At 60.6% G+C, this 24,964-nt stretch carries 26 protein-coding genes; 22 read left to right on the top strand and 4 right to left on the bottom strand.

Annotated features, from left to right (window positions below):
• Window positions 1-19: 19 nt before the first annotated feature.
• Window positions 20-790, bottom strand: a complete 771-nt coding sequence (locus tag HB780_RS07995; RefSeq protein WP_183689485.1) for a gamma-glutamyl-gamma-aminobutyrate hydrolase family protein — start codon at window positions 788-790, stop codon at window positions 20-22.
• Between the two features lie 254 nt (window positions 791-1,044).
• On the opposite strand from HB780_RS07995, the gene HB780_RS07990 reads away from it, so the two are divergent.
• Window positions 1,045-2,307 carry an alkyl sulfatase dimerization domain-containing protein gene (locus tag HB780_RS07990; RefSeq protein WP_183689484.1) on the top strand — a complete coding sequence of 421 codons (1,263 nt, stop codon included), beginning with the start codon at window positions 1,045-1,047 and terminating at the stop codon, window positions 2,305-2,307.
• Between the two features lie 150 nt (window positions 2,308-2,457).
• Here HB780_RS07990 and HB780_RS07985 read toward each other — a convergent pair whose 3' ends face one another.
• Both HB780_RS07985 and HB780_RS07980 read right to left on the bottom strand, forming a co-directional pair.
• Entirely contained in the window at window positions 2,458-3,489 is a 1,032-nt protein-coding gene (locus HB780_RS07985; protein WP_183689483.1) for an aldo/keto reductase, read from the bottom strand.
• Window positions 3,490-3,714: 225 nt separating this feature from the next.
• On the bottom strand, window positions 3,715-4,419 hold the full coding sequence (locus HB780_RS07980; RefSeq protein WP_183689482.1) for a GntR family transcriptional regulator: 705 nt from the start codon (window positions 4,417-4,419) through the stop codon (window positions 3,715-3,717).
• A gap of 151 nt (window positions 4,420-4,570) precedes the next feature.
• Between HB780_RS07980 and uxuA the strand changes: the two genes are divergently transcribed.
• The 10 genes from uxuA (at window position 4,571) to HB780_RS07930 (ending at window position 13,346) form a co-directional block, all read left to right on the top strand.
• Entirely contained in the window at window positions 4,571-5,770 is a 1,200-nt protein-coding gene (gene uxuA / locus HB780_RS07975) for a mannonate dehydratase (protein ID WP_183689481.1), read from the top strand.
• Window positions 5,767-7,176 carry a mannitol dehydrogenase family protein gene (locus HB780_RS07970; RefSeq protein ID WP_435693880.1) on the top strand — a complete coding sequence of 470 codons (1,410 nt, stop codon included), beginning with the start codon at window positions 5,767-5,769 and terminating at the stop codon, window positions 7,174-7,176. The genes uxuA and HB780_RS07970 overlap by 4 nt, the downstream gene beginning before the upstream one ends.
• A gap of 133 nt (window positions 7,177-7,309) precedes the next feature.
• Window positions 7,310-8,332: a Zn-dependent oxidoreductase gene (locus tag HB780_RS07965; protein ID WP_183689479.1), complete on the top strand. Its 1,023-nt coding sequence runs from the start codon at window positions 7,310-7,312 to the stop codon at window positions 8,330-8,332.
• Between the two features lie 59 nt (window positions 8,333-8,391).
• Window positions 8,392-9,201, top strand: a complete 810-nt coding sequence (locus HB780_RS07960; protein WP_183689478.1) for a transporter substrate-binding domain-containing protein — start codon at window positions 8,392-8,394, stop codon at window positions 9,199-9,201.
• A gap of 60 nt (window positions 9,202-9,261) precedes the next feature.
• Window positions 9,262-9,936 (top strand): amino acid ABC transporter permease, encoded by a 675-nt coding sequence (locus tag HB780_RS07955; RefSeq protein ID WP_183689477.1) that lies wholly within the window; start codon window positions 9,262-9,264, stop codon window positions 9,934-9,936.
• Entirely contained in the window at window positions 9,933-10,610 is a 678-nt protein-coding gene (locus HB780_RS07950) for an amino acid ABC transporter permease (RefSeq protein ID WP_183689476.1), read from the top strand. The genes HB780_RS07955 and HB780_RS07950 overlap by 4 nt, the downstream gene beginning before the upstream one ends.
• The gene (locus HB780_RS07945; RefSeq protein ID WP_047458008.1) at window positions 10,607-11,356 is read left to right on the top strand and encodes an amino acid ABC transporter ATP-binding protein; all 750 of its coding nucleotides are present in this window, start codon (window positions 10,607-10,609) and stop codon (window positions 11,354-11,356) included. Before HB780_RS07950 ends, HB780_RS07945 begins: the two co-directional genes overlap by 4 nt.
• Before the next feature lie 4 nt (window positions 11,357-11,360).
• Window positions 11,361-12,038, top strand: coding sequence for a GntR family transcriptional regulator (locus HB780_RS07940; protein ID WP_183689475.1), 678 nt, complete (start codon window positions 11,361-11,363; stop codon window positions 12,036-12,038).
• 85 nt (window positions 12,039-12,123) lie between these two features.
• Window positions 12,124-12,666, top strand: a complete 543-nt coding sequence (gene recX, locus HB780_RS07935; protein WP_183689474.1) for a recombination regulator RecX — start codon at window positions 12,124-12,126, stop codon at window positions 12,664-12,666.
• Window positions 12,667-12,797: 131 nt separating this feature from the next.
• On the top strand, window positions 12,798-13,346 hold the full coding sequence (locus HB780_RS07930) for a DUF922 domain-containing Zn-dependent protease (RefSeq protein WP_286203031.1): 549 nt from the start codon (window positions 12,798-12,800) through the stop codon (window positions 13,344-13,346).
• Window positions 13,347-13,419: 73 nt separating this feature from the next.
• Here HB780_RS07930 and HB780_RS07925 read toward each other — a convergent pair whose 3' ends face one another.
• Window positions 13,420-13,839: a GlcG/HbpS family heme-binding protein gene (locus tag HB780_RS07925; protein ID WP_183689472.1), complete on the bottom strand. Its 420-nt coding sequence runs from the start codon at window positions 13,837-13,839 to the stop codon at window positions 13,420-13,422.
• A 281-nt stretch (window positions 13,840-14,120) separates the two neighbouring features.
• On the opposite strand from HB780_RS07925, the gene HB780_RS07920 reads away from it, so the two are divergent.
• From HB780_RS07920 to HB780_RS07870, 11 genes are all read left to right on the top strand, one after another.
• Window positions 14,121-15,143 (top strand): LacI family DNA-binding transcriptional regulator, encoded by a 1,023-nt coding sequence (locus tag HB780_RS07920; RefSeq protein WP_183689471.1) that lies wholly within the window; start codon window positions 14,121-14,123, stop codon window positions 15,141-15,143.
• A gap of 81 nt (window positions 15,144-15,224) precedes the next feature.
• Window positions 15,225-16,832 (top strand): ABC transporter substrate-binding protein, encoded by a 1,608-nt coding sequence (locus HB780_RS07915; RefSeq protein ID WP_183689470.1) that lies wholly within the window; start codon window positions 15,225-15,227, stop codon window positions 16,830-16,832.
• A 10-nt stretch (window positions 16,833-16,842) separates the two neighbouring features.
• Window positions 16,843-17,811, top strand: coding sequence for an ABC transporter ATP-binding protein (locus HB780_RS07910; RefSeq protein WP_183689469.1), 969 nt, complete (start codon window positions 16,843-16,845; stop codon window positions 17,809-17,811).
• A complete protein-coding gene (locus HB780_RS07905; RefSeq protein WP_183689468.1) occupies window positions 17,804-18,670 on the top strand; it encodes an ATP-binding cassette domain-containing protein in 867 nt (288 codons plus the stop codon). The genes HB780_RS07910 and HB780_RS07905 overlap by 8 nt, the downstream gene beginning before the upstream one ends.
• Window positions 18,671-18,681: 11 nt before the next feature.
• Window positions 18,682-19,605, top strand: a complete 924-nt coding sequence (locus HB780_RS07900; protein ID WP_183689467.1) for an ABC transporter permease — start codon at window positions 18,682-18,684, stop codon at window positions 19,603-19,605.
• 24 nt (window positions 19,606-19,629) lie between these two features.
• The gene (locus HB780_RS07895) at window positions 19,630-20,517 is read left to right on the top strand and encodes an ABC transporter permease (protein WP_183689466.1); all 888 of its coding nucleotides are present in this window, start codon (window positions 19,630-19,632) and stop codon (window positions 20,515-20,517) included.
• Between the two features lie 40 nt (window positions 20,518-20,557).
• Window positions 20,558-21,370 carry a glycerophosphodiester phosphodiesterase gene (locus HB780_RS07890; RefSeq protein WP_183689465.1) on the top strand — a complete coding sequence of 271 codons (813 nt, stop codon included), beginning with the start codon at window positions 20,558-20,560 and terminating at the stop codon, window positions 21,368-21,370.
• Between the two features lie 176 nt (window positions 21,371-21,546).
• Window positions 21,547-22,332 carry a GntR family transcriptional regulator gene (locus HB780_RS07885; RefSeq protein WP_183689464.1) on the top strand — a complete coding sequence of 262 codons (786 nt, stop codon included), beginning with the start codon at window positions 21,547-21,549 and terminating at the stop codon, window positions 22,330-22,332.
• A gap of 45 nt (window positions 22,333-22,377) precedes the next feature.
• Complete coding sequence (locus tag HB780_RS07880; RefSeq protein ID WP_183689463.1) at window positions 22,378-23,307, top strand: ABC transporter permease; 930 nt, start codon at window positions 22,378-22,380, stop codon at window positions 23,305-23,307.
• Window positions 23,304-24,161 (top strand): ABC transporter permease, encoded by an 858-nt coding sequence (locus HB780_RS07875; protein ID WP_183689462.1) that lies wholly within the window; start codon window positions 23,304-23,306, stop codon window positions 24,159-24,161. Before HB780_RS07880 ends, HB780_RS07875 begins: the two co-directional genes overlap by 4 nt.
• A 5-nt stretch (window positions 24,162-24,166) precedes the next feature.
• Window positions 24,167-24,958 (top strand): SDR family NAD(P)-dependent oxidoreductase, encoded by a 792-nt coding sequence (locus tag HB780_RS07870; protein ID WP_183689461.1) that lies wholly within the window; start codon window positions 24,167-24,169, stop codon window positions 24,956-24,958.
• The last annotated feature ends 6 nt before the right edge of the window (window positions 24,959-24,964 follow it).

Below are 24,964 nucleotides of genomic sequence, written 5' to 3'. Positions count from 1 at the left end.
TCTGATTTCACGAGGCTAGCTAACGGCTGTTCTTGTGCCGTCTCACCGCGTCCCCGAACGCCTGGAATAGGGCGCGGTTCACGGGATTGGTTTGCGGATCATGCTCGGCGTGCCATTGCACGCCGAGTGCAAATTCCCGAGCGTCCTTGAAGCGGATCGCCTCGATTGTGCCATCCTCGGCAATCCCCTCCGCTACTACCTGTTCGCCAAGCTCGAGGACACCTTGTCCATGCAGCGAGTTCACGCGGATCACATCCCGGCCGAAGATGCGTGCGAAGGTTCCGCCCGGCACAAGCCGAACATCGTGGCGATCGGCAAAAACCACCTCCAGATCAGGATGGATTTCTCCATTCTCCAAACGTGGCATCCGGTGGTTCATGCGTCCGGGCAATTCGCGAATTTCTGGGTGCAGCGAGCCGCCGGCCGCCACATTCATCTCCTGAAAGCCGCGGCATATGCCGAAGACGGGCAAGCCGCGCTCGACGCAGGCCCTGATCAGCGGCATCGCCACGGCATCGCGATCCTCGTCATACGGCTCATGCTTGGGATGGGGCTCGGTGTTGAAGTGGCTAGGATGAACATTGGCCCTGGCGCCCGTCAGCAGCACGCCGTTGACCGTATCCAACAGATCCGGAATGTCGGTGAGGCTCGGACTGCCGGCAAACATCAACGGCAGGGCACCGGCAACTTCGGTTATGGCCCGCAAATTGTTGTCTCCAACAAGCTGGGCGGCGAAGCGGCTCTCCACAAGGCGGGCGTTCCCGATGACGCCGATCACGGGTCTCGTCATTCTCTGATCTCACCTTCAAGCCGCAATGCTGGCGACCCCGTATTCGTTGGCCTCTCCCGTCATTATGGATAGCGCCTGCGCGGATGAGGGTGCAAGAACTATCGTGGGTTTATCGATACTATCGGGTGAACGGTCACCACGAAGGCGACACTTATCGACTATCCGGGAAGTGTTTACCGGAACCTTGACAGTTGCATTCCCCGGCTTTTTCGGCAATGAACATAGAGTGAACATCTGCGATGGAGGATGGCCCAATGACACAGGAAGCGTTGTTCGAACGGCTTTGGAACGGCACCGCCAAAATGGAAGAGTGGACAGAGGCCGTGTCTGGGGGCGCGATTACCACCGTTGCCGACAACATCATCACCGTTCACACGACATATTTTTGTGGGAGCGTCACCGCGATCCGTACCGCCGAAGGGCTCGTCTTAATAGACACGGCAAAGCCCGAATCTGCCGAACGGACGCTCGCCGTGATCCGGAGCTGGGACAACAGCCCGATCCATACTGTGATCTACACGCATGGACATATCGACCACACCAGTGGCATCAAGGTGATCGATGAGGAAGCTGATAGAAGAGGTGCTCCCCGACCTCGAGTGATTGCTCACCGAAACGTGCTGCGCCGGCTGGAGCGCTACGAAGCATCACATGGCTTCAGCAGTATCGTCCAGGGTCAGCAGTTCGATATGCCGGGCTACGTCTACCCCATCGGTCAGCGACGCCCTGATCTGGTTTACGATGATACTCTCGCGCTGACGATCGGTGGAGAGCGGATTGAGCTCTGCCACGGACGCGGAGAGACGGACGACGCTACCTTCGTATGGCTGCCAGAAAAGCGCGTCCTCGCCAGCGGCGATTTCGTGATCTGGGTTTTCCCCAATGCCGGCAACCCGCGCAAGGTTCAGCGATACGCGCCAGACTGGGCGACAGCGTTGCGCCGAATGGAACAATTGAAACCGGCTATCCTTATCCCCGGCCACGGACCTGTCATTTTTGGCGAGGCTAGAGCACTTCAACTATTGCGGGATGGCGCCGAAGCCCTTGAGCATCTCACGACAGGCACCCTTGACCTCATGAACCGAGGCGCGACGCTTGACGAGGTTCTGCATTCGGTCTCAGTGCCGGCAGAATATCTAGCGAAGCCCTATTTGGTGCCCAAATACGATGGCCCTGAATTTCTCGTCCGTGGCATCTACCATCTTTACGCGGGGTGGTTCGATGGCAACCCGGCTCATCTGAAACCGGCAAGAACGGCCGAACTCGCATCCGAATTGGCCATGCTCGCGGGTGGAGCGGATAAACTGGCCGAACGGGCGGCGACCCTTGCTGAAAGTGGTGAGACACGCCTGGCAGCGCATCTTGCCGAATTTGCCAGCGCCGCCGCTCCGCTGGACAAGCAAATTCAAGCGACAAGAGCGTTCGTCCTCCAACGGTGTATCGAAGCGGAGACTTCGCTCATCGGCAAAGCAATTTTTGCCGTGTTTCAGCGTGACGCGGAGAAGCGGGCTCAGTAATAGGGGAGGGAATCTCGGCAGCTTCCGCGCGACATCGGCGAAAGCGGCCCATGATGTTTCGAGCCGCTCGGCAAGTATCATGGATACGCCAAGGAGGCGCTGCCGACAGCTTCGCCGGCAACGCCCCATTCTTCAACCACAAGCCATATCTTAGCGGCCACCTTCGATCTTGCGGTGGCGCTGGTTGGTGCCGCCCGTGCCGTAGGGATATTCCGCCGGCTGCGGTGCGCTGATCTCGTTCAGCCTGTCCATCTCAGCTTCCGACAGCGCCAGTTTCGCCGCGCCGAGATTGTCGGCGAGTTGTTCCGGTGTGCGGGCGCCGAGGATCACGGAGGTCACGGCCGGCCGTGCCGCCGTCCAGGCAAGCGCCACCTGCGCCATGCTGACGTCCCGCGCCTTGGCGATCTCCTCGACTGTGGTGATGATCGCCCAGGTCCGATCCTGAGCATTGCGCGCCGTATAGGACTCACTGCCCCGATTGGGGTTCTCGCCGAGACGGGTAGCGCCGGTCGGTGTGTTGTCGCGCTTGTATTTGCCGGTTAGCCAGCCGCCGCCAAGCGGCGACCATGGCAGCAAGCCCATGCCCGCATCCTGGCAGGCCGCGACGATCTCAAGCTCGATGTCGCGGACCAGCAGATTATATTGCGGCTGCAGCGTAACTGGCCGCGTATAGCCGCGCGCCTTAGCGATTTCGACGGCCTTGGCAATGTGCCAGCCGACATAGTTGGAGAAGCCGTAATAGCCGATCTTGCCGGCGGAAACGGCGTCGTCGAGAAAGCGCAATGTCTCCTCGATCGGGGTCAGCGCATCCCAGGCATGCATCTGGTAGAGGTCGATATGGTCGACGTCGAGCCGGCGCAGCGAGTCGTTCAATGCCTGATTGAGATGCCGGCGTGACAGGCCGATATCGTTCGGGCCGTTGCCCATCGGAAAGCGCCCCTTGGTGGCGATGACAGCCTGCCGTGCCTCGTTGGGCCGGGCCTTCAGCCAACGTCCGATGATCTCCTCCGACTTGCCGGCGCTGTAGACGTCGGCGGTATCGATGAAATTGCCGCCCCAGGCGAAATAATCGTCCAGCAATCTGTGGGATGCGGTTTCGTCCGCCTCGGCACCGAAGGTCATGGTGCCAAGGCAATATGCCGTGACGACAGCCCCGCTAGGGCCGAGCTTGCGATAATCCATTCCTGCCTCCTCTGACGGAGCGCCCGCATCCGATCCGCAAAGCGGTCGGCAGAGCCGGAGCTCCTTGATCTATAGCGATGTTGTGCTTGAGACGGCCTCCGCCGTCGAATGATATACGGCGCATCACGCCTCCGCGTGAGGGCCGTCCGGCAACCATAGCCAATCATCCCGCCACGACCAAGCAGATTTCGAGCTAACGCCGCGACGTTTTTGTCGCACTACCGATCAATCGAAGAAGATCTCAGGCCTCCGTGCCAGCAGCTTATCAATGGTGCGGAAGACCTGTTGGAGATGCTTGGTCATGTGCTTCTTGGCCGCCGCCGCATTACCGGATTTAATCGAGGTGACGATCGCCTGATGCTGCTCGTAGAGTTCGGCCAGGTGACCGGGCTCCGGCAGGCTCAGAACGCGCACGCGATCAAGCTGGCCTTTGACGTTCTGGATAACCTTCCAGGCCCGCGTCAGATTGACGGAGGCGGACAGGATGAAATGGAAATTCTCGTCTTCCGCTAGGAATCCATCCAGGTCACCATTGTCGACAGCGCGCTTCTGCCGCGCCAGGCTCTCCTGCAGGCGGGCTATGATGGCGGGATCGGATATCTCGGCAACGCGCCCGACGACGGAGACCTCCAACGCCTCGCGGATGAATTGCGCCTCCAGAACTTCCGCAACGCGGATCGGCGCGACGAATGTGCCGCGTTGGGGGAAGATATCGACCAGCCCGTCCTCGGAAAGTTTGATCAGCGCTTCGCGAACAGGCGTGCGGCTGACGCCGAGCATGAGGGCCAGTTCCTTTTCACTCAAGGCTTGCTTGGGCGTTAGGCGGAGATCGAGGATCGACTGGCGAATGCTGCCATAGATCTGCGGTGCCATCGGCAGCTTCGGATCGATCGCAAGCAGGGTTGTCGATTGTTTTTCGGTCTGGGCCAAGGCTGTTCTCCGATACGGGCAGAGCGCTTCTATCACATGTGCACGGATACGCTCACTCCCTGCTTAATTGACATATTACCATGGTAGTGTATTTGAATCGAGAGCGAATATCGCCGGATCTGGTGGCGTTGGTTTTCAAAGGAAAGTCAGGATGAGACATACGTGGAGATGGTTTGGGCCGGTCGACAAGGTCAGCGTCAAGGACGCGGTTCAGGCCGGCGCTGACGGTATCGTCAGCTCTCTCCATCATATCCCGACCGGTGTTGCCTGGCCGCTAGAGGAAATTCGTAAGCGCCAGGAAGAGGTTCGCCAGGGCGGATTGGAATGGGAACTGGTCGAGAGCATCCCAATCTCCGAAAGCATCAAGACCATGTCCGGCGACTGGAAGGCGCATGTGAAGGCATGGGCGGAGACGCTGCGCCGCCTGGCTGAAGCCGGGATCTCGACGGTCTGCTACAATTTCATGCCCGTCCTCGACTGGACACGTACGGATCTGCACTGGCCGACGCCGAGCGGCGCCAAGGCCATGCGCTTCGATCTCGTCGATTTCGTCGCCTTCGATCTACATCTTCTCCAGCGGCCGGATGCGGCAGCTGATTATTCTCCGGACTTGGTCGAGGCGGCCGCGCGGCGCTTTGCCGAGATGCCGGAGGAACGGCGTCTTGTTCTTTCCCGCAGCATCGGCGCTGGCCTTCCCGGGCAGGCGGAAGCCTACACGCTGGCGGAACTGCGCACCGAGCTTGCGCGCTATGGCGCCATTGATGCCGAACGCCTTCGTGGCCATCTGGTCGATTTCCTGTCCGAGGTGGTGCCGGTTGCCGAAAAGCTGGGCATGCGGCTTTGCGCTCATGGAGACGATCCGCCGTGGCCGCTTCTCGGCCTGCCGCGCATTCTCTCGAGCGAGGCGGACTACGCCCACATATTGAAGGCGGTCGACAGCCCCGCCAACGGCGTCACCTTCTGCACGGGGTCGCTCGGTGCGCGCGGGGACAATGATCTCCCGGCAATGATCTCGCGGCTGGCCTCGCGCATTCACTTCGTCCATCTGCGCAATGTTCGCCGCGAAACGGCATCGCAGCCTGGCTCCTTCTTCGAAGACGAGCATCTTGAAGGAAACGCCGATATGGTCGCGGTGATCGCCGCGATCGTTTCGGAAGAGCGGCGACGCAAGGCCGAGGGGCGTGCGGATCATACGATCTTCATGCGGCCCGACCACGGACAGGAAATTCTGGACGACGTCGCACGCGGCGCGCAGCCGGGTTACCCTGCTATCGGCCGGTTGAAGGGTCTCGCGGAGTTGCGCGGCATCGAGCGGGCTCTGTCTCACCCCCAATATGGGTTGGTACGCTGATGGAACGCTTGAGCGCCCGGACACAACTGCATGATCTGATTGAATCTCCCTCCTACGATAGGCAGGCGCTGAAGCCGGGGATTGTTCACATCGGCCTCGGTGCTTTTCATCGCGCGCACCAGGCCATTTATACCGATGCGGCGCTGGCGCACGCGTTTGGAAGCTGGGGTATTGTCGGTGTCAGTCTGCGCTCGATGGAGATTGCGCAGGATATGCGGGCCCAGAATTGCCTTTATAGTGTCGTTGCACGTGATCGCTCTGGCGACAGCGTCCGGGTCGTCGGTTCGATTGTCGAGGCGCTTGCAGCCAACGAGGATGGGAAGACAGTTCTCGCGCGGCTTGCCGATCCGGCGATCCATATCGTCACGCTGACCGTCAGCGAGAAAGCCTATGGCATTGACCCCGTTAATGGTGGACTCGATCATGCCCATCCTGCCATCGCCCATGATCTGAAATCTCCGATCAGTCCCGTGAGCGTGGTTGGGTATCTAACGGAAGGGCTCGCCCGCCGGAGAGCTGCCGGCTTGCCGCCCTTCACCGTGCTTTGCTGTGACAACCTGCCGAGCAATGGCCGCATCGTCCGGCGTCTCGTGATCGAGATGGCGGCGGCGCGCGATCCCGCTCTGGCAGAATGGATATCCGAGACCGTGTCCTTTCCGTGCAGCATGGTGGACCGCATTGTCCCGGCTGCAACGGCAGAGACGCGCGTTCGAGCCGAAAAACTGCTGGGCGTGGAAGACAGGCTGTCGATCGAAGCCGAGACCTTCTCGCAATGGGTGATCGAGGATGATTTCGTTGGAGAGCGTCCGGCGTGGGAAGCGGGCGGCGCGCTCTTCGTTGAGAATGTCGAGCCCTACGAGAAGATGAAGCTGCGGCTGCTGAACGGTTCGCACTCGCTGATCGCCTATCTCGGGCAATTGCAGAAGCTTGAATTCGTCCGCGACGTCATGGCGGTGCCGGAGAACGTCGCCCTTGTCCGGCGGCATATGCAGGCGGCGGTTCGCACGCTTGATCCGGTGCCGGGCATCGATCTCGCTCATTATATGGATCAGCTGGTGGAACGGTTTGCCAATCCGGCCATCGCTCATCGCACACAACAGATCGCCATGGATGGATCGCAGAAACTGCCGCAGCGCCTCTTTCAGCCTGCGGTCGATGCTCTTTCTGGAGGGGAGGATGCCGCCGAATTCGCTTTCGCGACAGCGGTTTGGATCGCTTATCTAAAGCAGGCCGAGACTGTCGACGATCCTCGTGCCAAGGAACTGTTGAAAGCGGTGGCCGAGGAAATGGCGGCAGGCGACGAAACCGTGTCCTTCTTCGCTATGCCGGGACTTTTCCCCAGCGAGCTTCAAGCAAACAGAGCTTGGAGAGAGCAGGTCAAGTCATTGCTGAAGTCGCTTCAATGACAGCAAACCTGCTGGTTGGTTATCTCTTGCAAAATTGATCTTGCGCCCTCCTGTATTCTTGGATACAAGTATGCAAGCTTCATTGCGGCGATCCATTTAGAGGTCGGTTCGTTGGTTGGGGCAGGGAGGATACATGGTTGCGATAGCAGTGCGCGCGCCTCATCGGCTGGCGCTGGAGGACGATAATTCTTCTGCCGAACTGGCGCCGGGCGAAGTGTCGATCCGGGTTGTCAGGGCTGGCATATGCGGCTCCGACATCCACATCCTGCACGGTTCGAACCCCTTCGTCGTCTATCCCCGTATCATCGGTCATGAGTTTGCCGGCACAGTGGAGGCGATCGGCGCCGGCGTTTCGCGTCTGGCGATCGGCGACCGCGTCGTCGCCGATCCGGTCATCTCCTGTGGCAAGTGCCATCCCTGCCGTATCGGACGTTCGAATGTCTGCGCCAATCTGCAGGTGATCGGTGTGCACCGCGACGGTGGCTTCCGCTCGGTCGCCGTGGTGCCGGAGGAGAATGCGGTAAAGGTTTCGCCGTCTCTCGGATTGGATATCGCCGCCCTTGCCGAGCCGCTGGCGGTTGCCGCCAACGTGCTGTCGCGCACCGGCTGTGGCCCAGAGGACGTGGTCTTGATCTATGGCGCAGGCACGGTGGGTTTGACCGTGTTGCAGGTTGCCAAGATGAAGGGCGCGCGCTGCATCATTGCCGACATTGATGATCAGCGTCTCGAGCGTGCCCGCGAATTCGGCGCTGACATCGCGTTCAACTCGCTGGAGATGTCCGTTGCGGACATGGTCGCCGGCGAGCTCGATGGGCTCGGTCCTTCGGTCGTTATCGACGGTGCCGGCATCCCAGCGCTGCTGGAGGAGGCCTGCCGCGTGGCGGCGCCAGCCGGCAGGATCGGATTGCTCGGCTTTTCGGCTGCTCCTTGCAATGTCAGCCAGCAGGAAATCGTCCGCAAGGAACTGAGCCTCGTCGGCTCCCGCCTTAACCGCCGTTTCATTCCAGAGGTGGTCGGCTGGCTGGAAAGCGGCGCGCTCAAGCCGGCTGCCATGATCACGCAGACCTTTGCCGCCGCCGATGCCGCGGCTGCCTTTGAGCTTATCGAACGGCACCCAGAGAAGACGCTCAAAGTCCAACTCGCCTTCGACGCATGACCGTTACCGCATTCGTGCGGCGGAAGCATTCATTCTTGTTACCTTGGGAGGGTACATCCATGTTCTTGAAACGCGCATTTCTTGGTCTTCTCGGTGGTCTTGCCATCGCTGCGACCATTTCCATGCCAGCTTATGCCGAATCCGGCAGCGTTCTTCAGTCGGTTCTATCCAGCGGCAAGCTTCGCATTGCCGTGCTCGGCAGCCTGCCGCCCTATTCGACGGTTGGCGCCGACGGCGTGCCTGTCGGCTATGACATCGACATTGCGAAAAAGCTGGCGGCAGCCCTGAAGGTCGAGCCGGAATTCGTCGTCACCGATATTCCGAGCCGTGTGACCTCGCTGCAGACAGGCAAGGTCGACGTGACCATCGCCGATTTCACCCGCAACGTCGAGCGCTCGACATCGGTTGCCTTTTCGAACCCCTATGTGGTGACCAACATGCGGCTGCTCGTGTCGGAAAGCGCGCCCTACAAGACGATCGAAGAGGCCAATGCCGCCAAGATCCGGGTTGCCATCTCACGCGGCGGTACGGCGGAGCGGGCAGTGCCGGCCCATCTGCCCAATGCCCAGATCGTTCGCTTCAATACACAGGCTGATGAGCTCAGCGCCCTTTTGTCCGGGCAGGTCGATGCCATGGCGGAAGACGATTTCTATAACCGCAAGGCCATCAGCGACAATGCCGGCAAGCTTCGCCAGGTCGACGGTTCGCTGGCGCGTGCCGAGATCGCCATCGGCGTTCCCGCGGGCGACGCCGACTGGCTGCGGGTCGTCAATCTGTTCGTCGACCAGTTCAACGCCTCCAGCGACAACAAGGCGCTGTTCAACAAGTGGTTCGGCTTCGATCAGCCGTCGTTACAGGCGCAATACTGATCCGGCTGGGGCGGCTTCGGCCGCTCCACCACCCCGCGACGAGATCAGGCGGAGAGGACCATGCATTATACGCTCCAGTTTCGCAGCATTCGCGAATATCTGCCGCTGCTCTGGGATGCCGCCTACACGACACTATACCTGTCGATTCTGGCGATCATCCTCAGCGTCATCATTGGCTGCGGACTGGCGATCATGCGCCGGAGCCAGAGCCGGCTAACGCGCTTTGTGGCGGTCGCCTATATCGAGGTCATGCGGAATACGCCGCTTCTCGTCATTCTCTACATCGTCTATTTCGCGCTTCCCGCCATGGGGTTGCGCTTCTCCTCCTTCGCGGCTGCCCTGATCGGACTGACGCTGAACAGCGCCGGCTATATGGCCGAGATCATCCGCGCCGGGCTTGTCGCCATCGCCCACGGTCAGTTCGAAGCGGCACGGGCGCAAGGGTTCAACCCTGTGCAGACCTACCGGCATATCATCCTGCCGCAGGTCTTTCGGGTCATCTACGCACCGCTGGGCAATCAGGTGATCGCGGTCATCCTTGCGTCTTCGCTCGCTTCGGCGGTTGCCGTCGAGGATGTAGCCTCGTGGATGCAGACGGTCGGTTCCACCTCCTTCCGCTTCTTCGAGACCCTCCTGGTGGCTGCTGCCGTCTACCTGGTTCTCTGCCAGACGGTAAACCTCATTCGGCTCGCGATTGGCTGGATGCTCTTCAGGGATAATGGTGTGCGCCGATGAACCACGATCTGTTTTCCTATCTGCCATTGTTCCTGAAGGCGGCTGCACTGACGATCTGGTTGTCGTGGCTGGCGCTGATGATTGGTGCCGTCGCCGGTGGCCTCGTGGCGCTGGCGCGAACATCCCGCTGGCTGCCGTTGAGAATACTCGCGCTGATCTTCGTCGAATTCTTCCGGTCCATCCCGATCCTGATCGTGCTGTTCTTCGCCTATTTCGGACTGCCGGTGATGTTCGGCATCGATATCTCGACCTTCACGGCCGCGACCCTTGCACTGGCGCTTCACGCGACTGCCACGATGTCGGAGGTCATGCGCGCCGGGATTGAAAGCGTCGGGCGCGGTCAATGGGAAGCGGCGCAATCGTCCGGCATGACCTTTGGCCAGACGATGCGACATGTCGTCGGGCCGCAGGCGCTGCGGGTCGTGCTGCCGCCTTCGGTCGGTGTCTATGTCACAACGCTGAAGGAATCCTCGCTTGCCTCGATCATCGGCTATGTCGAATTGACCAAGACCGGTCTTCTGGTGCGCGAAAGTACCGGCGGAGGCTTCGCGCCACTATTGATGCTCGGCGTCCTTTATTTCCTCATCAACTATGGAATTTCGTTGGCGGGAGGCGTGCTTGAGCGGCGCTACAACGTCGGAACGAAGCCCTTGCTCGCGGGAGGCGGACAATGACGCAGGCAGTCCTGGAATTTGACGGCGTGGTGAAGCGGTTCGGAAAGCGCACCATTCTCGACGGTATTTCGATGCAGGTGCAGCCGGGTGAGATCGTCTGCTTTATCGGCCCCTCCGGCACGGGCAAATCGACGCTGCTGCGTTGCGTCAACGGGCTTGAAGATATCCAGGGCGGGGAGCTCCGCTTCGAAGGCAAGCCGGTTCTGGCGCATGAACGCGGGGCGATAACGGCTGTTCGTCGTCGCATCGGCATGATCTTTCAGCACTTCAATCTCTATCCGCATCTGACGGCGTTGGAAAATGTCGTGCTCGCCTCGGTCGTCGTGCACAAGCAGGACCGGAAGACGGTGGAAGCACGGGCAAAAGCGCTGTTTGAGCGGGTGCGTCTATCCCACCGGATGAATGCCTACCCGGCGCAGATGTCGGGCGGTGAGCAGCAGCGCGTGGCGATCGCGCGTGCACTTTGCGCCGAGCCGCATATCCTGCTCTTCGATGAGCCAACCTCGGCGCTCGACCCGGAAACCGTAGGCGAAGTACTCGGCGTCATGCGCGATCTTGCTCGCGAGGGTCGCACAATGCTAGTCGTCACGCATGAAATTCGCTTCGCCGCCGATGTCGGCACGCGAATGATCTTCATGGACGAAGGCAAGATCGTGGAAGACCGGGAGCCTCGCGCGCTGATCGCCAATCCAGGCAGCGAACGGGCGCGGCGCTTCCTCAGCACCATCACAGCAGAGGCGCATTGAACCGATGACCGTATCCCCAATCCGCCCCCGCATGAGCATTAAGGACCTCTACGACGTCCTCTATATGCGGATTCTGACCGGTGAGCTCAGACCGGGCGCGGCGATTTCGGAAACGAAGATTGCCGACGAGGTGGGGTTGAGCCGGACGCCCGTTCGCCAAGTGTTTCAAAGGCTTGCTGACGCAGGCTTTTTGGTGGTGGTGCCGCAGGTCGGCACCTATGTCGCGCCCATCGAGATCAGCGCGGTTCGTGACGCACAGTTTGTGCGCGAAATGCTGGAATGCAGCGCCGTCGCCGAGGCCGCCACATCGTCCGTTACAGACAAGGAATCCCGGCTGCATCGGTTTCTGGAAGATCAGCGCCGGCTGATCGGCAAGGGCGACCATATCGGCTTTTTTCTGTCGGACGAGGCGATGCACCGCGCACTGATGGAAATCGCCGGACATCCCCATGTCTGGGGTATGATCGCCTCGGCAAAGGTTTCGCTCGACCGTCTTCGCTATCTTTCACTCGAGCGGATCGATTGGCTGGAGATGATCTTTCGCCAGCATGAGGATCTGGTCAATCGCGTGGTCGCGGGCGATCCCGAAGGCGCCACCAAGGTGATGCAGGCGCATCTGCGCACCGCCTTTGCCGCTATCGAGCGCATCGCCGCCGAGAATGCGGATTTCTTCGCGGAATAGCGGCGCATTGCGCAAGTGGAGAGCGTGACGTAACAATCGCGGACTCCGAATCTTCGCCTCATCGATCCGCGAATATCTCTCAGCCATGGACGAAACTCCGATACCAACACCCCGAATGCTGTCCTGGGCACGCAACTCGACGATCTATCGTCTTGAACGCAAGATGATGACCGAAAAGCAATTGTTCGACGCGATCACCAAAAAGGCGAAGCAGAAGTTCGAAGACATCAGCGACGAGCAGATCAAGGCCGTCGCGGATTATGCGGTCAAGTTTGCCTACGACCAGAATGCGCTCAACGATGTCACCTATGCCGAGATCAGCACGCGCTCGGCCGTGCGCTCCGGCAAATCGAAGAAGGCCATTGCCTTCAAGCTTTCCTCGAAGGGGATAGACAGCGAAACGGTCATTGCGGCGCTGGACGGAGCGGACGATGCGCGCGCAGCGGTCATCTTTGCGCGAAAGCGCGGCTTCGGGCCATTCCGTCGCGGCGATCTCGATGAGAAGCGGAAGGCGAAGGAATTGTCGGCCTTCGCTCGCAACGGATTCAGTTTCGGGATCGGCAAGACGGTTTTCGATATGAGCCGGGAGGACGCGGAGGAATTCCTGAGCTCCTCGACTACCTCTTGAGTGCGGTCGATCATTGAACGCGAAGCTCATGACGGTTAAGTTCACCGTCGTAAGGTATTGGCTCGGTGGGGATTTTCGTGAGGACAGGCGTTCGACTTTGTGTGCTGGCGAGCAGCGTAGCCTCGTTTCCAATGGTCGCCCAGGCGGAATGGCAAGCGGTTGAAAAGGTGCAGACCTATGCCATCGCGGGCAAATCCGGCGCGGAACTCTATGACTCGATTGGGGAGCGCGGCCCATTCCTCGGCGGTAAAACGAGGGCAATTGCCCATACCGATTTCAAGCTGACCTGGACGCGGAAATACGAGCCGCAGCCGGACGGCGCTTGCATGATCACTGTCAACATACCGAAGCTGATCATCACCTACACATTGCCGAAACCCTCTGCGCAGCTGACTGGTGCGACCCGCAGGAGCTGGCAGCACTTCATTGCCGGCGTCGAAGCGCATGAGCGTGTGCATGGTGGGTTCATCAAGGACATGGTCAAGGAAATCGAAGCGATTAGCGTCGGTTTCTCCGTGCCCAATGACCCGAAATGCAGCACGATCCGGGTAGAGCTGACGAAGCGGCTTGGTGAGATTTCCAAAAGCGAGCGGCAGCGAAACAGCGACTTCGACAAGGTCGAATTCAGCGACGGCGGCAATCTCCAGCAGCTTGTGTTGAAACTGGTGAGAGAGCAGTAGAAGCCGCCGCCGCCATGGATACGGTAGCGCCTGCGCCGGACGCCCAACGCAGGCTCCGGTGGAGAGGGGCGTTTTAAACCGCGTCGGCTCCGATGGCCGCGAGGGCGGCGCGAGCGACTTCGAAATCCTGATCCCCGGTGCCGGACCCCACACCAATGGCGCCGGCAAACCGGCTACCGAAGCGGATGGGCAAGCCGCCGGGCAGATGCGTGACGCCGCCTTGCGACGCGATACCGGCGGCCGTGCCGAATTCGAAGGACATAGTGCCCGTCGGCGCGTTGCTTGAGGCAGCTGTCCGCGCCTTGGCGCGGGCCGTATGCATGCTCAGATACTTCGCGCCGTCCATCCGGATGCTGGTGATGGTCTCGCCGCTGGCGTCGACGATGAAGATACATTGTGGAACGCCGATTTTCTCGGCATGTGCAATTGCGGCCACAAGCGCCTGCACGGCACCAGAATGAGATAGGGTCAAAGTTTCGCGTATGACGGACATGGACTGGTCGCTCCTGTAATAACAAATGCTTATTACGCACTAAATTGATCCGCCCTAGCTAGACCGGGGTTCTCCTGCTTGGCAATGCGAGGACGTGTAGTCGTGCGGCAGAAATCCGGTGAAACTGATGTTCCAGATCGGCATAAGCGCGTGACGTGAATGCGCGCGCAGCTTGATTACGGGGTGGGCGGCTTGCCCTGGCGGCGGCGTTTCGCCATTGTCGCCGCGCAGCGGACGAGTGCTTTGGGGGAGATGTGAAGACACCGGCGAGAATAGGAATCATGGACGTGGCGCGGCTGGCCGGGGTTTCGGCTGCGACGGTGTCGCGCGTCCTGAACGACCGCACGGATGCCCGTATCAGCCTGGAAACGCAGGAGCGGGTCAGGGCGACGGCGCGCGAGGTCGGCTATGTCGTCAACCGGCTGGCCACCTCGCTCAGAACTCACCGCACGGGCGTATTCGGCGCCATTGTCGGCAGCCTCTCGGGTCACTACCAGCCGCATCTGACTAGCTGCCTGCAGGCGGCCGCGCAGAGGCGGGGGATGGAGCTGCTGGTCGCGCAGGCGAAGGCTGATGCCGGTGATGTCGCGGGGCAACTGCGTTTGTTTCAGGACGACTTTTTTGACGGCGTCGTCATGGTCACCGACCTGCCGGGCCATGAAGCTCTGTGCGATCATCTCGACCGGATGGGCAAGGCGCATGTGACGCTTTGCGGTGGTCTCACCGGATCGAAACCGGCGGTCTTGACCGATGAACGGCTCGGCATGGGTTTGCTGTTCGATCATCTGGTTGCGCTCGGACACCGCCGCATCTCCTTTGTCTATCGCGAGAGTCGAAGCGCTCTTCGTGATCGCCGAACGATTTTCGGGGAGATGGTCAGTGAAAGTGCTGGCGCGATCGAGGGTGGTGTCATTTCCTTTGAAAGAGGGGAGGCGGATCGCGAGGCGTTTCGTCAGCAATTGGCGTCGCCTTTTACAGGGCCAACTGCTTTGATTTGCGGAAGCGACGGGCTTGCGATCGAGGTCGTGGCGTCGCTGCGGGATATGGGGCTGACAATTCCAGGCGATGTATCCGTCGTCGGCTATGACAATGTCCCCGACACCGCCTACTGGTCGCCGCCCCTGACGACGGTGGCGCAGCCGACCGATCGTCTTTGCGAAGCTTCGCTCGATCTGCTTGTCGAGCTGGTGGGGCTTTCGCCGGAGGTTCGCGCTGCCACGCGGCCAATGCGACTTGTTCCGCCGGAACTTGTCATACGTGCGTCATCGGACGTCCCTAGTTTGCGGCAAATTCCTCCTGCCTAGTTCGAAGAGAGTTTTTCACGGCAGGTAGCCATTCTTCCTTTGCGCAAACGTTTGTGCAAGCACGAACCGGAGACTCTGCCGATGTCCGAGAACACCTTCAACGGCCTGAATACGGTCGTTACCCGCCGCACGACCTTGTTGATGGGGGCCGCTGCCAGCCTCTCGACCCTGATGCCGGCGCTACCCGCCTTTGCGGATGATGCCGGCGACAACAGGCCCGAGCTTCGCATCGCCGTTCAGCTGAACCCGGTCTCGCAGGAGACGGTCGACGCGGCCAGTAACGTCGCTTTCCGCAACAATTACTCGATCCACGAAACGGTTCTCGCTCTCGACATGCGGGGGGATTTCTCCGTGAAGCCCAATCTCGGCGCGTCCTGGACCTGGATCTCTCCGACTGTTCTGGAAATGAAGCTGCGTCCCGGCGTGATCTTCCACGATGGCCGCGAAATGACCGCCGAAGACGTGGCCTTCTCCTTTGGTCCCGAGCGACTGCTCAACAAGGATGCGCCGGGTTATCCCACCTATCGCACCAGTTTCACCAGCCTCGATCATGTCGAGGTGGTCGATCCGTTGACGGTGCGCTTCGTCACCAAGTTTCAGGATCCGATCTTCCTGCAGCGTCTGGCATGCTATGCCGCCTCGGTCATCAGCAAGGACGCCTGGCAGAAGAATGGCGGAAACTGGACGACCTGGCGCCAGAAGCCGGTCGGCGCCGGCCCTTACAAGGTCGAGAGCTATACTGCCAACGAAAGCGTGGTCCTTGTGTCCCACGACCAGGCGCTCCGCGGCAAGCCCGCCGCCAAGCGCGTGACCTTGCGCATCGTGCCGGAAGTCTCCTCGCGTATCGCCGGTCTTCTTGCCGGTGACTATGATATCGTCACCGATCTTCCACCCGATCAGCTCTCCTCCGTCTCCGATAGCCCCGGCCACGCGATCGTCGGCGGCCCGGTACCGAACCATCGCATTCTGTTTTTCGACAAGACCAATCCGGCGCTGAAGGACCCGCGCGTCCGCCAGGCTCTCATCCTCGCCATCGACCGCCAGGCCATCGTCGACACGATCTGGAACGGCCGCACGCGGGTTCCGAACGGCTTGCAATTCGAGCTCTACGGCCCCGTCTATCTCAAGGATTATCCGGCCTATAAATACGACCCGGATCAGGCCATGCAGCTTCTGAAGGATGCCGGCTATAACGGTGAGGAAATCGAAGTTCGCTCGCAGAACAACTACTACGCGGCGGAAAATCCGGTCACCCAGGCCGTGGTCGCCATGTGGCAGGCCATCGGCGTCAATGCCAAGATGAAATTCGTTGAAGGCGGCAAGCTGTTCGAAGGCACCTCCAGCCGCGCAACCGGCAACTGGTCGAGCACGGCGCAGATCCCGGATCCCTTCATTTCCTTCTATACCCAGTTCGGAGCAGCCGGTAACCTGAACTCGTTCAAGATCTGGCAGAATGCAGATTTCGATGCCCTCGGCGCGAAAATGGAAACGGCGGTCGATCCAGCCGACCGCGCCAAGATATTCCGCGACATGCTGCATCTGGCCGAATGGGAAGACCCGGCCGAAACGGTTCTTCATCAGAACGCTGTGTTCTTCGGCATCCGCAATGGGATTAAGTGGCAACCGTTGCCGGCCTTCCAGATGGATCTGGGCGCTGGCAGCCTTTCCTTCGAAGAGCAGAAGAGCTGAGCCGTTCTCAATGGCCACTCCTGTTCTTTCGGTCGACAATCTGAGCGTTACGTTTCGGACCAAGACCGGCCGGTCCCATCCGGTCAACAATGTCTCCTTTGACCTTGCCGAGGGTGAAATCCTCGGCATCGTCGGAGAAAGCGGTTCGGGCAAGAGCGTGACCTGTCTCGCCCTTGCCGGCTTGCTCGGACCGACGGCGAGCGCCACCGGGTTCATCTCCTTCGAGGACGCCATGTATGACGCGGCGGAACTCGGGGCGATGGCGCGATCGAAACTGCCGTCCATCGGTCTGATTTTCCAGGAGCCGGTCTCCTGTCTCGATCCGGTGCGCACCATCGGCTCACAGATTGCCGAGGCGGCGATGAGCGCCGGCATGTCGGCGGGCGAGGCGAAGGCCGAGGCGTTGCGTCTTCTGGCGGAAGTGGCCATTCCACAGCCGGAGACGCGCTACAACGCCTATCCGGCGCAGTTTTCCGGCGGCATGTGCCAGCGCGTGATGATCGCAACGGCGCTTGCCATGCAGCCACGGCTGATCATCGCCGACGAGCCGACGACGGCGCTCGACGTTACCGTTCAGGCGCAGGTGGTGGCCTTGCTCGTCAAGGCGGTGCGCGAGCGCGGCATCCCGATGATCTTCATCAGCCACGATCTCGATCTCGTCTCTGAAGTCTGCGACCGCATCGCGGTGATGTATGCGGGATCGCTGGTCGAGCTCAACACCACCGACAACATCTACGACAATCCCCGCCATCCCTATACGCGACTGCTGCTGGAAGCGATGCCCGGGCGGGGCACGCCGCTGGAAAAGCTGGCGGATATTCCCGGTGAACTGAAACTGCATGACGCAATGCCCTCCGCATGCGCCTTCTCCCCGCGATGCCCGCGCGTCGAGGCGCATTGCGCAACCGCAGTTCCGCCCTTGATCGCGGGGGTGTCGTCGCTTGCCTGCTTCAATCCATGGAGTGCCCACGATGTCTGAGACAAGGTCGCAGTTGAATGGGAATGGAGCGGCTCTCGCGCTCGTCGCCCGTAACCTACAATTCTCCTACTCGTCCGGTTTCTCCCTGTTGCCGCGACGAACCCAGGGCTTCCACGCGATCAAGGATGTGAGCCTGGAATTGAAGCCCGGCGAGACGCTCGGTCTGGTCGGGGAATCCGGCTGCGGCAAGTCCACCCTGGCCTCGCTTCTCTGCGGTGACCGGGTTCCGACCTCGGGTCACATCGAACTGTTCGGCCAATCCTTCACCAACCTGATGAAGCCGAACAGGCGAGGGCTTGCGAAGCACCTCCAGGTGATTTCTCAAGATACGCTTGGCGCGCTCGATCCGCGCCGTAGCGTTGGGCACCAGATGCAGGAAACGCTGGCAATCCATGCGATCGGCGAGCCGGCAAGCCGGCATGATCGCGCCGCCGAGACGTTCAAGGCCGTCAGCCTTCCAGCTTCGGCCTTACAGAAATTCCCGCATCAGCTTTCCGGCGGCCAACGCCAGCGTGTCGCCATTGCTCGCGCGCTGATCGTCGAGCCGCAAATTCTGCTCTGCGACGAGCCTGTTTCGGCGCTCGATGTTTCGGTGCAGGCCCAGGTTCTCAACCTTTTGCTTGAACTTCAGCGTGCCCGCGGCCTGTCCTTGCTGTTCATAAGCCATGACGTGCGGGTCGTGCGCCACGTATCCCACCAGGTGGCGATCATGGAAGCGGGTGAGATCGTGGAGACCGGCCGCACGGAAGAGGTTTTCTCGAACCCCGCGCATCCCTACACCGCGAAGCTTCTGGCTGCCGTCCCGCGCGGACGCCGGCAGAGGGTGCGCCAGACAAATACCGTTCTCGAAACGCTCTAGGGAGACCCGCGATGTTCCAGGCCGTCATCCGCGCCCTTCTTAGGGCCATCGTCACGCTTTTCCTCGCCATAACCTTCACCTTCATCATCCTGCGCGTCAGCGGCGATCCCTTGCATTCGCTGTTGCCGATCGAGACGCCACCAGAAGTCGTGGCGCTCATGCGGCAGCAATGGGGCCTCGATCAGCCGCTTTACATCCAGTATTTCTCCTATCTCGGCCATCTTCTTCGTGGCGATTTCGGCACATCGCTGGTGAACGGGCAGAATGCACTGATGCTGGTTTTCTCCAAAGTTCCCGCAACGTTGGAGTTGATGGGAGCTGCCCTTGTGGTGGCATTCGGGGCTGGCGTGCCGCTCGGTATTCTCGCCGCGCAAAACCGTGGCAGCCTGATCGACCGCTTCGTCATGGCGCTGGCGGTGCTGATGCATTCCCTCCCGAATTTCCTCATCGCCATCCTGCTGATCCAGCTCTTCGCCGTATCGCTCCGGTGGTTGCCGAGCGGCGGCGGGTCAACGGCAGCGCATCTGGTCATGCCGGTTCTGGTCATCGGCCTTTACAATGCCGGCATCATCGCCCGTTTCGTCCGTTCCAGCACGCTGGAAGTGTTGGGGCAGCGCTATATCCTGGCGGCGCGCGCCAAGCGCATCGGCGAGCGCGCCGTGCTGTGGCAGCATGTTATGCCCAATGCAGCCCTGCCACTCCTGACCATGCTCGGCTTCCTGATCGGCGGCATGATCGGCGGGGCGGCCGTGGTCGAGACCGTCTATGCCTGGCCCGGCGTCGGCCGCTTTCTCGTCTCCTCGGTGGCGCAGCGCGATCTCAACATCGTGCAGACCATCGTCATTCTCGTCACCGCCACCATGGTGAGCGCCAACCTGCTCATCGACTTTCTTTACATTCTCGCCGATCCGCGCCTGCGGCATCGGGCGGCCTGAGCCGCGTTCTCGAAAGGTATCACCATGGCGAATACAGCGACCGGCGTGGACGATCTCACCAAGGCCAAGGCCGGGAGATCGCCGCGTAGCGCCAAGCTGGATCTGATGACCGCGATCTGCATGGTCGTCCTCATCACCTTCATCTTGGCTGCAGTCTTTGCCAATCTGCTTGCGCCCTATGGCTTCGCGCAGATCGATCTTCATGCCCGCAAGGTGCCGCCGCTCTTGTTCGGCGGTACGCTTCGGCACGTTCTTGGTACGGACGAACTCGGCCGCGATATTCTGAGCCGTCTCTTCTACGGGCTTCGCACCAGCCTGCTGATCGCGCTCGGCGCATCGGCGATCAGCCTCACACTTGGCACAACGCTTGGCCTGCTGGCAGCCTTTCGTCGCGGATTTGCCGACATGCTGATCCGGGTCGCGGTGGATTTTCAGGCGTCGATGCCCTTCCTGATTATCGCGCTCGCGGTGCTTGCCTTCTTCGGCGACAATCTCTGGCTCTTCATGCTGCTGCTCGGCCTCTATGGCTGGGAGCGCTATGCCCGGCTCGTCCGCACCATGGCCGGTTTGGAGCTTGAGCGCGGCTATGTCGCGGCGCTAAAGCGCAATGGTGCGAGCACCGGGCGCATCGCGTTCATGCATGTGCTGCCGAACATCCTCTCGGTCGTGCTGGTCAATCTGACCGTAATCCTGCCCGAGATCCTGCTGCAGGAATCGGTGCTGAGTTTCCTGGGGCTTGGCATCCAGCCGCCGCTGGTCAGCCTCGGCAGTATGGTGGGAGCTGGTCGCGACTACATGATGACTGAGTGGTGGATTTCGATGCTGCCGGGGATCGCGATCTTCCTGCTGTCGCTGTCGATTAGCCTGATCGGGGACTATCTGCGCGACGCCCTCGATCCGACGCTGCACTGAGCTTTCAGCAATAACCGTTTCATATTCAAGGAGAATTCCCGTGCCTTTGTCTCTTCACGCTGCCCGTCACGGATCGCTTCGCATTGCTGCTCACCGTGGTTTCAGCCGGCACTTTCCGGAAAACACCATTCTCGCCTTTCAAAAGGGCGTGGATGCCGGCGCCAATGAGAGCGAAATCGATCTGATGCTGACCCGCGACGACAAGATCGTCGTCATGCACGACCGCACGCTGGAGCGCACCACCGACGGCTGGGGCTTTGTCGGCGATCATGATCTCGACGAGATCCTGACGCTGGACGCCGGTGCGAAATTCGATCCTCGCTTTGCCGGCACCCGCGCGCCGACGCTTGCCGAGGTGATCACCTGGGCCAAGCAGACCGACACGCGCCTTGCCATCGAGATAAAAGAGCGCGAACGCGCCGATCGGCTCGCCGATGTCATGATCGGGACGCTGCGGGACATGGACGCATTCAAGCATGTCGCCATCTCCTCCTTCGATCATCTCGATCTGCGCCGCGTGAAGGAAATCGAGCCGCGCCTGCAGACGGAGGCGATCCTGCATCATCGCCCCGTGGATATGATCAGTTCCATGCGTTCAGGCGGCATCGACGGTGTTTCGCTGGAGCTGAACTACTTTCATCGCACCGACGCGGAAGCCTTCCAGGAGGCCGGGATTGCGGTGCGTCTGAGCCTGCCGCTGCCGGAACGGCTTGTGAGATTCTGGCAGAGCGGTCGGGATCCGCTCCCCTCGATCCGACGTTGCGTCAAGGATAGGCTGATTGACGGCCTGATCGGCGACGATGTGGACTTCCTTCGCATGCTGAGCAGAAGTGCCGTCGAGCTTGAAGGCTGAGCCAGCTTTTTTCCGGCTTTGACCGCACCATCTTCCGATCGGAGGAAGGCGTGGTCGATTTCACTGCCGATTTTTTCCTGAACCGATCCCTGGCTCAGCAAAATAGTCCGCAATATCGCGAGTCCGCGCAAAACTGACACTTCAATATATTAAACTGAGATGTTAGTTTTGCGTTCATGTTTGATACTCGAAGCCCTTTCCTGCCGACCGGCATGCCGGATGCTGTCTCGATTGCCGAGGATAGACTGAGGCATTCCATCATGTCCGGCGCGCTTGCTCCCGGCGAGCGGCTGTCCGAGGTCGGGATTTGCAAGGACTATGGTGTGGGGCGCGGCATCGTGCGTGCAGCTCTTGCCCGGCTGGCGCATTCCGGTTTCGTCTCGTCCCAGCCACGCAGCGGCTGGAAGGTTACGCCGATTACCGCCATTGGCCTGCGGGAGGTGATCCTCGGCCGTCGCCAACTGGAGCCACTGCTGGCGGATGTCGAGCTTCCGGCTGAGGAATTCAGACGTCTGGAGACGCTGTGTGACATGCATGCGGCTTTTGCTGCCGCGCGCACAGCCGGCCTGGACGAGCAGATCGTTCCGGCGCGGCGTTACGAGCGTCAAGTGAAGCATTTGCTTGTGACGCATCTGAGGGCGCCGTTGATCGCCGGCTGGCTCGAAAATCTCTGGGATAAATCAGAGCGTTATATCGGTTTCCTCGAGGCGAGTGGTGGTCAAAAGCTGCCGCTGGCCGATTGGAGCGCCTTTGTTGATGCCAAACGCTCGGGTCGAGCGCAGGCGGCGCGCGAATGCCTGGCGGAAATCTGCGAGACCTTCGCGCGGTTCGCGCAGGCGCGGTTTCTGGAAGCCGACGTTGTCGTTGTCCAGACGACTTCAAAGAAGGTGAGGACGCCGGCGGCGGATTTACCCGCAACCGCCTTATCCAAGAGCGAAGTCAACCCGAAGCGGATGAGCTAACTCCTCCTTCAGTTTTCCTGCGGTCTCCAATGATGGGAGCAAGACGTGCCTGCATTCATCGCCAAGCGTCTGTTGCAGGCCCTCGTCGCGTTGTTCGGCGTGGTGACGCTCGTCTTCTTTCTGCAACGCCTGACCGGTGATCCTGTGCTGTTGCTCGTGCCGCCGGATGCGAGCAGGGCCGATATCGACATCATGAGGGCGGCCCTCGGGTTCGATCAACCGCTTTATCTCCAATATCTCCGCTTCCTGGCCGGCTTGTTGCGCTTCGATCTCGGACAGTCCTATGTCCAGCATATGCCGGTGCTGGATATTATCGGCAGCCGCCTTCCCTACACATTGTCGCTGGCATCGGGCGCCTTGGTTGTGGCACTCGGGCTCGGCGTGCCGATTGGCGTTCTCATCGCCGTGCGCCGTCATTCCTGGGAATCGCGCTGGCTGATGAGCTTCGTGCTGATCGGCCAGTCGATGCCGACTTTCTGGACATCCATTCTTCTGATCATGCTGTTCGGCGTGGTGCTACGGTGGCTCCCGACGTCGGGTGCAAGCGGTATGATAAGCCTGCTGATGCCCGCTTTCGCCTTGGGCTTTCTGTCTATGGCGACCTTCGCCCGTGTCGCCCGCACCGCCGTTCTGGATGAGCTGGAAAAGGACTATGTCCGCACCGGCCACGCCAAGGGCCTATCGATGGCGCGGATCGTCATACGTCATTTGCTACGCAACGCAGCCGTGCCACTGGTGACGATATCGGCGCTCGAAATCGCCAACCTGCTGACCGGCGCGATCATCATCGAGACCGTATTTGCCTGGCCGGGCCTTGGCCAGTTGACGATACAGGCAATCAGCGCGCGGGATTTCCCGATCGTGCAGGGCGTCGTGCTGATTGGCGCTGCCGCCGCCATTCTGCTCAATCTTCTCGCCGATGTTCTATACAGCGTCATCGATCCGCGCATTCGTCTCTCCGGGAGACAGGTATGAGTGTTTCGGCCGCCGGATCGGTAAGACTTATTCGCCGCACACCCACAGGCGTTGTGATCTCGGTCGTCGTCCTGGTCCTGATCGTGCTGATGGCAATCTTCGCTCCGTTGATCGCACCGCACGATCCGAACAGCCAAAATCTCCTCGGCCGGTTGAAGCCGCCGGGCACGGTGGCGCGCAACGCGCTCTATCTGATCGGCTCCGATGAACTCGGGCGCGATACGCTCAGCCGCTTGATTTATGGCGCGCGGGTCTCGTTGTTCGTTGCGGTGGCCTCCGTGTTGCTGTCGGGAATTTTCGGCTCCGTCATCGGCATGCTCGCCGCTTTCTACCGCGGCTGGACCGAGACGCTCATCATGCGTCTGGTCGATATCGTTCTCTCCGTGCCCGCCATTCTTCTGGCGATCATCACGGTCGCCGTGCTCGGCCCCGGTCTTCTGAATGTCGTGCTGATCCTGGCGTTGACGCGCTGGCCGCGCTATGCGCGCGTTGCCTACGGCCAGACGCTGACGGTTGCCAATATGCCCTATCTGCGCCTGTCGCGGTTCATGGGGGCGGGCTGGTTTCGCGTGCTGTGGCGGCATGTCCTGCCGAATATTGCCGGCGGGCTGATCGTCGTCGCAACGCTCGAATTCGGACTGATGGTGTTGTTCGAGGCTGGTCTCTCATTCCTTGGCCTCGGTGTGCAGCCGCCGACGGCTAGCTGGGGCGCGATGCTCTCGACCGGGCGTAATTACGTCGCGACGGCCTGGTGGCTTTCGGTCATGCCCGGTGCCGCGCTCTTTCTTCTCGTTCTTTCCGTCAATTTTATCGGCGATCATCTGCGTGATCGCCTCGACCCACGGAGCAATTGAGCCACATGGTTGATTTTTCAGAAGACTTTAAAGGGAAACGCGTTGTCGTCACCGGCGCTGCGGGAATCTTCGGCGGCTGGATCGCGCAGGCTTTTGCAAATGCTGGTGCACACGTCCTTCTGACGGACAAAGATCCGGCACGCCTCAGCGCCGCTACCGAAAGTCTCGCAGGCGACCGGCATCTTCAATTTGCGGCCGACCTGACATCGGATACGGATATCAAGGCATTGCTAGCCTACATCGCTGAAAATTGGAGCGCCGCCGACGTGCTGGTCAACAATGCCGGCATTTATCCATCCGGCTTCCTTCTCGATATCAACGCTGACGATTGGGACAAGATTTTCGGCATCAATCTGCGCGCGCCGTTCCTGGTGTCGCAGGGCGTTGCGCGCCAGATGATCGATCAGGGCGTCAAAGGCTCTATCATCAACATCTCCTCCGGCGCGGCCCGCAAGATGCGGCTCAGTGTCGTGCCCTATTGCGTTTCGAAGACGGCGCTGGACCGGTTGAACAAGGGGCTTGCCATCGAGCTTGCCGAGTTCGGCATACGGGTCAACATCGTCGAGCCTGGTTTTGCGCCCGGCAGTGAAGTCAGCCATCTGACGCAGGAGCATATCGACAGTGTGCTCGGCAACATCCCGCTCGGTCGCCCCTCGCAGCCATCGGATGCGGCCAATGCCGTGCTCTTTCTTGCCTCGGATGCCGCTGCCTATATCACCGGCTCGACGTTGGCGGCCGATGGCGGCAACTCCATCGGATCGCTTGCCGTCTATCAGGCGAAGAAGAAGCCGTTGTAAGTCAGG

The organism is Rhizobium lusitanum, assembly GCF_014189535.1.
GTDB lineage: Bacteria > Pseudomonadota > Alphaproteobacteria > Rhizobiales > Rhizobiaceae > Rhizobium > Rhizobium lusitanum_C.
Note: the sequence above shows the minus strand (reverse complement) of the source record. Positions and strands in the feature narration are given on the sequence as shown.

Coding starts and splice junctions, on each gene's coding strand:
- HB780_RS07915 (WP_183689470.1), top strand. CDS start 15,225: ATGTCCGAGAACACCTTCAACGGCCTGAATACGGTCGTTACCCGCCGC.
- HB780_RS07960 (WP_183689478.1), top strand. CDS start 8,392: ATGTTCTTGAAACGCGCATTTCTTGGTCTTCTCGGTGGTCTTGCCATC.
- HB780_RS07870 (WP_183689461.1), top strand. CDS start 24,167: ATGGTTGATTTTTCAGAAGACTTTAAAGGGAAACGCGTTGTCGTCACC.
- HB780_RS07985 (WP_183689483.1), bottom strand. CDS start 3,489: ATGGATTATCGCAAGCTCGGCCCTAGCGGGGCTGTCGTCACGGCATAT.
- HB780_RS07920 (WP_183689471.1), top strand. CDS start 14,121: ATGGACGTGGCGCGGCTGGCCGGGGTTTCGGCTGCGACGGTGTCGCGC.
- HB780_RS07900 (WP_183689467.1), top strand. CDS start 18,682: ATGTTCCAGGCCGTCATCCGCGCCCTTCTTAGGGCCATCGTCACGCTT.
- HB780_RS07885 (WP_183689464.1), top strand. CDS start 21,547: ATGTTTGATACTCGAAGCCCTTTCCTGCCGACCGGCATGCCGGATGCT.
- HB780_RS07995 (WP_183689485.1), bottom strand. CDS start 790: ATGACGAGACCCGTGATCGGCGTCATCGGGAACGCCCGCCTTGTGGAG.
- HB780_RS07965 (WP_183689479.1), top strand. CDS start 7,310: ATGGTTGCGATAGCAGTGCGCGCGCCTCATCGGCTGGCGCTGGAGGAC.
- HB780_RS07940 (WP_183689475.1), top strand. CDS start 11,361: ATGACCGTATCCCCAATCCGCCCCCGCATGAGCATTAAGGACCTCTAC.
- HB780_RS07905 (WP_183689468.1), top strand. CDS start 17,804: ATGTCTGAGACAAGGTCGCAGTTGAATGGGAATGGAGCGGCTCTCGCG.
- HB780_RS07895 (WP_183689466.1), top strand. CDS start 19,630: ATGGCGAATACAGCGACCGGCGTGGACGATCTCACCAAGGCCAAGGCC.
- HB780_RS07990 (WP_183689484.1), top strand. CDS start 1,045: ATGACACAGGAAGCGTTGTTCGAACGGCTTTGGAACGGCACCGCCAAA.
- recX (WP_183689474.1), top strand. CDS start 12,124: ATGGACGAAACTCCGATACCAACACCCCGAATGCTGTCCTGGGCACGC.
- HB780_RS07950 (WP_183689476.1), top strand. CDS start 9,933: ATGAACCACGATCTGTTTTCCTATCTGCCATTGTTCCTGAAGGCGGCT.
- HB780_RS07945 (WP_047458008.1), top strand. CDS start 10,607: ATGACGCAGGCAGTCCTGGAATTTGACGGCGTGGTGAAGCGGTTCGGA.
- HB780_RS07955 (WP_183689477.1), top strand. CDS start 9,262: ATGCATTATACGCTCCAGTTTCGCAGCATTCGCGAATATCTGCCGCTG.
- HB780_RS07930 (WP_286203031.1), top strand. CDS start 12,798: ATGGTCGCCCAGGCGGAATGGCAAGCGGTTGAAAAGGTGCAGACCTAT.
- uxuA (WP_183689481.1), top strand. CDS start 4,571: ATGAGACATACGTGGAGATGGTTTGGGCCGGTCGACAAGGTCAGCGTC.
- HB780_RS07925 (WP_183689472.1), bottom strand. CDS start 13,839: ATGTCCGTCATACGCGAAACTTTGACCCTATCTCATTCTGGTGCCGTG.
- HB780_RS07910 (WP_183689469.1), top strand. CDS start 16,843: ATGGCCACTCCTGTTCTTTCGGTCGACAATCTGAGCGTTACGTTTCGG.
- HB780_RS07875 (WP_183689462.1), top strand. CDS start 23,304: ATGAGTGTTTCGGCCGCCGGATCGGTAAGACTTATTCGCCGCACACCC.